Raw genomic sequence first — 6,617 nt, 5'->3', positions numbered from 1 at the left:
GGCGCCGCGGGACGACGCAGGGCCAGCAGGGCGGAGCCGGCGCCGCCGCGCTCGCGCACGTCCCGGGCGAGCTCGCGCAGCCGCTCCTCCTGCAGGGTCTCGCCGACGTTCATGCCGAAGCCGGCCGCGGCGGCGGATGCCGCACGCACCGTGCCGGAGCCGTCGAGCACGATCGCGGCGTCGTCCATGGCGCCGAGCACGTCCTCGATGCCGGCCGGCAGGCTGTTGGACGCCTGCTGCCGCACGGTCGCGCGCGCCCGGTAGGCGGCCACCAGCAGCAGCACGATCGACGCTCCGATGAACAGACCCACCAGGAGCGCGACGAGCGCCAGCTGTGTCGAGTCCATGACATCAAGCGTAGATGGCCGTCTCCGGACGGATCAGCGTGCGATCGGGGCCGGACTACTATTCACCACCGAGGCACCGACCGTTAACCTTCGGCCGGGACAATCGCCCAGCGACCGTTCGCCCGGCCGCCGACAAGGAAGGTGCATCTCCATGCGCGAGGTTTTCCAGCAGTCCCTGGATGAGGTGCGCGTGCGCCTGGTCGAGATCTCCGAGCTCGTCGCCGAGGCGATCGAGAAGGCCACGAAGGCGTTCGGCACGAGCGACGTGGCGCTGGCCGAGGAGGTCATCGAGAACGACTCGGTCATCGACGACAAGGCGATCGAGCTCGACGAGCTGGCCATCGACATCCTCGCCCGGCAGCAGCCGGTGGCCAGCGACCTGCGCACCGTCGTCTCGGCGCTGCGCATCAGCGCGTCGCTGGAGCGGATGGGCGACATCGCGGAGCACATCGCGCAGCTGACCCGCATGCGCTTCCCCGACCGCGCCATCCCCAAGGGCCTCAAGGGCACGTTCACGAAGATGGGCGAGATCGACGTGGACGTCGCCCGCAAGTTGACCCGTCTGCTCGACACCCGCAACCTCGACCTCGCGGAGGAGATCCGCAACGAGGACGACAAGCTCGACGACCTGCACGTCGCCGTGTTCGAGAAGGTGCTCAGCGACTCGTGGCAGGGCGAGGCCGGCGCCACCGTCGACGCGACCCTGGCCAGCCGCTATCACGAGCGTTTCGGTGATCACGCCGTGTCGGTGGCCAAGAAGATCGTCTACCTCGCCACCGGCGACTGGGTCGTCACCACCGGCGAGGAATGGACCGGAGGCAGCACGCCCGAGGCCTGAGCCCGCCCATCTCCGCGAGGCCGTACTCGAGTCGCGAGCCCGTAGGCGATCCACGCGGATCGGGTACGGGCTCGCGACATGAATACGGGTTCGCGGGGACCGGAGTGGGCTGTCACTTGTTGCCCTGGGCGGCGACCGCCGCAGCGCCGGCAGCGGCGGCATCCGGGTCGAGGTACTCCCCCGGTCCGAGCGGCTTCAGGTCCTCGTCGAGCCGGTAGACCAGCGGGATGCCGGTGGGGATGTTCAGCTCGGCGATGTCGGCGTCGCTGATGCCCTCGAGGTGCTTCACGAGGCCGCGCAGCGAGTTGCCGTGGGCGGTGACGAGGACGGTCTTGCCCGCCTGCAGGTCGGGCACGATCTCGTCCTCCCAGTACGGCAGCAGCCGGTCGATGACGAGCTTGAGCGACTCGGTGCGCGGGATCTCGCCGTCGATGTCGGCGTAGCGCGGGTCGTTCACCTGGCTGAACTCGCTGTCGTCGGGCAGCGGGGGCGGCGGCACGTCGAAGGATCGGCGCCAGAGCATGAACTGCTCCGGACCGAACTCTTCCAGGGTCTGCGCCTTGTCCTTGCCCTGCAGGGCGCCGTAGTGGCGCTCGTTGAGGCGCCACGAACGCTTGACCGGGATCCAGAGGCGGTCGGCGGCATCGAGCGCGATGTTCGCGGTCTGGATGGCGCGGGTCAGCAGCGAGGTGTGCAGCACGTCGGGCAGGAGGCGCGCCTCCGCGAGCAGCTGGCCGCCGCGGACGGCCTCGGCCTTGCCCTGGTCGGTCAGGCGCACGTCCACCCAACCGGTGAACAGGTTCAGCTCGTTCCACGCGCTCTGGCCATGGCGCAGCAGGATCAGGGTGTAGGTCATGCGGCCCATGATATCGGCGGCGGCCTGGGATCATGGGCGTATGCCCGCACCGTCGTCCCCGCTCGGCCGTGCGACACGGGGCACGACCGGCACGAACCGGTTGCGCCGGGTCGATCGGTGGATCGCGCGGCATCCGGTGCTGCGCACCGCCGGACCGGAGCCGCTCGTGGTGGACCTCGGCTTCGGCGCGAGCGCGGTGACGGCGCTGGAGCTCGAGGCCAGGCTGCACCGCGCACGTCCCGACGTCGAGGTGACCGGCCTGGAGATCGATCCGGAGCGGGTCGGCCGTGCCCGCGCACAGCTGGCGCAGGTGCGGGCGGGCGGGACGCCGTTCCGTCCCGGCGCGCGCGTCTCGTTCGCGAGGGGCGGATTCGAGGTGCCGACCGGACGACGGCCGCGCATCGTCCGCGCGATGAACGTGCTGCGGCAGTACGACGAGGCGGACGTCGCCGATGCGTGGACGCGGATGGCGTCGCGGCTGGAGCCGGGCGGCCTGCTCGTCGAGGGCACGTGCGACGAGATCGGGCGCATCTCGACGTGGGTCGCGGTGGATGCCGCGGGTCTTCCCGTCACGTTCACGATCTCGCTGCGGCTGACGGGTCTGGAGCACCCGTCGGTCGCCGCCGAACGGCTGCCGAAGGCGCTCATCCACCGCAACGTGCCGGGCGAGCGGGTGCACGACTATCTGCGGGCGATCGACCGGGAGTGGGATCGGGCCGTGGGCCTGGCACCGTTCGGCCCGGTGCAGCGGTGGCGCCGGGCGATGACGACCCTGCGGGACGCCGGCTGGCCGCTGCTCGCGCGCGGACGCTGGCGCCTGGGCGAGGTCAGCGTGCCGTGGTCGGCGGTCGCGCCCGGCTGAGACGGCGTGCAGCACTGTCTGGATGCGAGAGTCCGAGGGGCTTTCGCATCAGAGCGCAGGTCGGCGTTCGCTGCGACGGTCCAGGGTGACGAAGCCGGCGACGCAGACGGCGACGCCGAGCACGACCGCGCACCACGCCACGGCATCCACCGCCACCGGCAGCCCGAAGACCGTGAGCACGGCGTGCGGTACGAGGCCGAGACCGTCGTCCCAGCCCTCGACGGTGTTCTGCGCGCCGGCCAGGGCGACGCCGAGCGCGGGCAGGGCGAGCCCGGCGCCGAGCGCTGCGAGCAGCGATCCGGCGGCGTAGCGGGAGCCGCCCTGGCCACGCAGAGCCCAGCCGGCGGCGACGAAGCCCCAGGCGAATCCGGCGAACGCGGCCGCGACGAAGAGGGTGCGCAGCGCCGGCAGCAGCCAGAACTCGTGCGAGAAGCCGTCGGGCCCGGCGATGGAGAGGACGACGAGGGTGAGGATGCAGCGCAGCACCACGACCCCGCCCACCGCCGCGATCACGGGCCACGGCGAGCGCCGGCCGACGGCGAGCCGCAGGACGAGCGCGAAGACGGTCCAGGCGCCGACGACGATCGCGAGGTGCAGCCAGTTCGTGAGGGCGGTCTGCAACATGCGGGTCGCGATGAGCACCGCGACCGGGACGATGAAGATGAGCCAGCGGTCGAGCGACAGCAGGCCGAGCGTCGACTCGCGGGCGCGCCAGGGTCGGCTCGCGGCCAGCCACGTGGCACGGGCGGCCGCGGCGCCCGGTGCGCCGACCACGCGGGTGCGGGCGGCGAGCATCCCGATGACGAGCCAGGCGACGCACAGCAGCAGCAGGCTGCGGGAGAGCCACACGATCGCGGGCGAGGCGACCCGGGTGGCCGGGGCCGCCGCCGGGGTGAGCACGGCACCGAAGACGCCCCCGACGACCAGGAGCCCGGCGAACACGGCGACGGCGATGATGCCCCGCCGTTGCTCCGTGGTCATCCGACCAGCCTAATCCTGCGGGCGGCGCCGCGGGATCGCTCCCGCGACGCCCGACGCGCGGTCAGAGCAGCCGGCGCTCGGTGGCCCAGGCGGTCAGCTCGTAGCGGGAGGAGAGTTGGAGCTTGCGGAGCACGGCCGACACATGCGTCTCCACCGTCTTCGCGGAGATGAACAGCTCGGCCGCGACCTCTTTGTAGGCGTATCCGCGAGCGATCAGTCGCATGACCTCCTGCTCCCGTGAGGAGAGCCGGTCGAGCTCGTCGCTGGTCGCCGCCGTCTCGCCGACGACTGCACCGAACGCGTCGAGCACGAACCCGGCCAGGCGTGGCGAGAAGACCGCGTCTCCGCCCGCGACGGCGATGACCGCGCGGCTCACCTCCGCACCCGAGGAGCCCTTCGTGATGTAGCCGCGGGCGCCGGCGCGGATGACGCGCACCACGTCCTCGGCGGCATCCGAGACGCTCAGCGCGAGGAAGCGGGTCGACGGGGCGCGTGGCCCCGCGCGGCGGATGACGGCCTCGCCTCCGGCGGCCTCGGTGCCCTCGGCGCCGGGGAGGTGGACGTCGAGCAGCACGACCTCCGGCTGCTCGCGCACGATGGTCTCGACGGCGCCCGGCACGTCGGCGGCCTCGCCGACGACCTCGAGCCCGGCGTCGAGGTCCGCGCGCAGCCCGGACCGGAAGATCGAGTGGTCGTCGACGATCACGACGCGGACGCCGCTCACGACCCGCCTCCGAATCGCAGGTGCACCTCGGTGCCCACACCGCCCGCCCCGGCGCGCACGGTGGCGGAGCCGCCGGCACGTCGCATCCGCCCGAGGATCGACTCGCGCACGCCGAGCCGGTCGTCGGGCACGACATCGAGATCGAAGCCCGGCCCGCGGTCACGCACGTAGACGTCGACCGTGTCCGTCGTGCCCTCGATGTAGACCGAGACCTCGCCCCCGGCGTGTCGAGCCGCGTTGAGCATCGCCTCGCGCGCCGCCGCCGCGACCTCGCCGCTCGCCCGCTCGGTCGACACGCCCGCCGAGACGACGCCGATGCGCACCGGGTAGTCGATCTCCAGCGCCGCGGCGTAGTCGCGCAGGTCGGTCGACAGATCGCTGTCGGCGGGCGCGTCGCCGTCGTAGAGCCAGGCGCGCAGCTCGCGCTCCTGCGCGCGGGCGAGGCGTGCGACCTCGCTCGACGCGCCCGCCCGGTTCTGGATGAGCGCGAGGGTCTGCAGCACCGAGTCGTGCAGGTGGGCGGCCATCTCGCTGCGCTGCTCCTCACGGATGCGGCGCACCCGCTCCCCTGCCAGCTCACGCCATCGCTCGACCAGCACGGAGGAGTGTACGAGCATGATGCCCGCGATGAGCACGAGCGCGCCCGCGAACGCGACGATCCCGCCCTGCTGCAGCCCCGCCAGCTGGAGCACGAGCAGCAGGGCGAGCACTCCGGTCGCCGCGAGCCGGACGACGAGCGCGTGCCGCGGCCCGCGAGCGGTGTCGTCCTCGTCGATGAAGGTCGCCCACATCCCCGCCCCGACGGCCAGCGCCGTGGTGGACAGCAACGCCGCCCACCACGCGCTGCCGGTCGAGTACGCCTCGCCGCGGGTCCCGAGAACGATCGCGAACGCACCGACCTGGGCGAGGCCGGCGCCCGAGAGCCCGAAGAGGATCCAGGCGACCGGCACGCGGCGTGAGGGCGTGCCCGCGGCGTCCGGACCGTTCTGCGGCACCGCCTCCTCCCACGGCGTGAAGGCCCACAGCCAGGCATAGAGGAGGACGCCGGCGCCCGAGAAGAGGGTGAGGAGGACGAAGACGATCCGCACACCGGTCGGGCTCCAGCCGAGATGGGTTGCGACCCCGGACGCCGTGCCGGACACGAGGCACTCGCGCGGGCGCCGCAGCGGTGGGCGCGTCAGCGCGGTCCGGACGGGAAGGGCCATGTGCCCATCGCATCACATGTCGCGGTCACGACGCCCGCCCCGGAGAGCGAAATCAGGGTCGGGTCAGGGAAGCACCCCATAGCCGTGCCTTCTCGCCGCTTGCCACGATCGAGCCATGGACGACGCACGCATCGAGACACCGGCCGATCCCGCACCGCCGCCCCCGCTGCCTGGCACGAGCGGCGCGGACCGGTTCTTCGACTGGGTGCGCGGGTTCGGCATCGTCCGCGCCGACGGCTGGCTCGGCGGCGTCGCCGCCGGCGTCGCGGCGCGACTGGGGATCGACACCGCGCTCGTGCGCGGCATCGTCGCCGTCGCGGCGGTGCTCGGCTTCCCGATGCTGTTCCTCTACGCGATCGCCTGGGCGCTGCTGCCCGACGCGACCGGGCGCATCCACGCCCGGGAGCTCGTCCATGGACGGTTCGATCCGGCGATCGCCGGAATCGGCATCCTGCTCGCGGTGAGCTTCGTGCCCGTCACGCCCTGGCTCCTTCCCACGTGGGATGGCTGGCGCGGGCTCGGCATCGCGGGCTGGATCCTCGGGCTGGCTCTCGTCGGCGGCATCGTCTTCGTCGTCGTGCGCGGCTCGCGCCGCGGCCACCCCACGGCCCCCACGTCGTCGACGGGTGAGGGCGCCGTCGACCCCGCGGCGCCCCCGCCCGGCCCCGAGCCGCTCCCCCCGGACAAGGGCGCCGGGAACGCCGACATCGCCGACTGGCGTGCCCGGCACGATGCGTGGCGCGCCCGCGACGACGCCTGGCGGCGGGAGCACCACGACGGCGCGCGGCTCGCCCGCGAGCAGGC

At 73.1% G+C, this 6,617-nt stretch carries 7 protein-coding genes and 1 pseudogene; 3 read left to right on the top strand and 5 right to left on the bottom strand.

Annotated elements, in window-relative coordinates:
* Positions 1-347 (bottom strand): annotated as a pseudogene (locus QM626_RS07670) (two-component sensor histidine kinase); the annotation flags it as partial.
* A 151-nt stretch (positions 348-498) separates the two neighbouring features.
* Between QM626_RS07670 and phoU the strand changes: the two are divergent.
* Positions 499-1,185, top strand: a complete 687-nt coding sequence (gene phoU, locus QM626_RS07665) for a phosphate signaling complex protein PhoU (protein WP_415075662.1) — start codon at positions 499-501, stop codon at positions 1,183-1,185.
* Positions 1,186-1,297: 112 nt separating this feature from the next.
* On the opposite strand, the gene QM626_RS07660 is transcribed toward phoU, so the two are convergent.
* Entirely contained in the window at positions 1,298-2,050 is a 753-nt protein-coding gene (locus QM626_RS07660; RefSeq protein WP_415075660.1) for a phosphoglyceromutase, read from the bottom strand.
* Positions 2,051-2,081: 31 nt separating this feature from the next.
* Between QM626_RS07660 and QM626_RS07655 the strand changes: the two genes are divergently transcribed.
* The gene (locus tag QM626_RS07655) at positions 2,082-2,903 is read left to right on the top strand and encodes a class I SAM-dependent methyltransferase (RefSeq protein ID WP_415075658.1); all 822 of its coding nucleotides are present in this window, start codon (positions 2,082-2,084) and stop codon (positions 2,901-2,903) included.
* Between the two features lie 48 nt (positions 2,904-2,951).
* On the opposite strand, the gene QM626_RS07650 is transcribed toward QM626_RS07655, so the two are convergent.
* The 3 genes from QM626_RS07650 to QM626_RS07640 form a co-directional block, all read right to left on the bottom strand.
* Positions 2,952-3,884: a hypothetical protein gene (locus tag QM626_RS07650; protein ID WP_415075656.1), complete on the bottom strand. Its 933-nt coding sequence runs from the start codon at positions 3,882-3,884 to the stop codon at positions 2,952-2,954.
* 61 nt (positions 3,885-3,945) lie between these two features.
* The gene (locus tag QM626_RS07645) at positions 3,946-4,608 is read right to left on the bottom strand and encodes a LuxR C-terminal-related transcriptional regulator (RefSeq protein ID WP_415075654.1); all 663 of its coding nucleotides are present in this window, start codon (positions 4,606-4,608) and stop codon (positions 3,946-3,948) included.
* Positions 4,605-5,813, bottom strand: a complete 1,209-nt coding sequence (locus QM626_RS07640; protein WP_415075652.1) for a PspC domain-containing protein — start codon at positions 5,811-5,813, stop codon at positions 4,605-4,607. Before QM626_RS07640 ends, QM626_RS07645 begins: the two co-directional genes overlap by 4 nt.
* A gap of 115 nt (positions 5,814-5,928) precedes the next feature.
* On the opposite strand from QM626_RS07640, the gene QM626_RS07635 reads away from it, so the two are divergent.
* Positions 5,929-6,617 (top strand): PspC domain-containing protein (locus tag QM626_RS07635; protein ID WP_415075650.1); only part of this gene is annotated, 689 nt, incomplete at its 3' end.

The organism is Microbacterium sp., from assembly GCF_047606385.1.
GTDB lineage: Bacteria > Actinomycetota > Actinomycetes > Actinomycetales > Microbacteriaceae > Microbacterium.
This window is presented reverse-complemented; position numbering and strand designations above follow the sequence as displayed.

Coding starts and splice junctions, on each gene's coding strand:
- phoU (WP_415075662.1), top strand. CDS start 499: ATGCGCGAGGTTTTCCAGCAGTCCCTGGATGAGGTGCGCGTGCGCCTG.
- QM626_RS07660 (WP_415075660.1), bottom strand. CDS start 2,050: ATGGGCCGCATGACCTACACCCTGATCCTGCTGCGCCATGGCCAGAGC.
- QM626_RS07655 (WP_415075658.1), top strand. CDS start 2,082: ATGCCCGCACCGTCGTCCCCGCTCGGCCGTGCGACACGGGGCACGACC.
- QM626_RS07650 (WP_415075656.1), bottom strand. CDS start 3,884: ATGACCACGGAGCAACGGCGGGGCATCATCGCCGTCGCCGTGTTCGCC.
- QM626_RS07640 (WP_415075652.1), bottom strand. CDS start 5,813: ATGGCCCTTCCCGTCCGGACCGCGCTGACGCGCCCACCGCTGCGGCGC.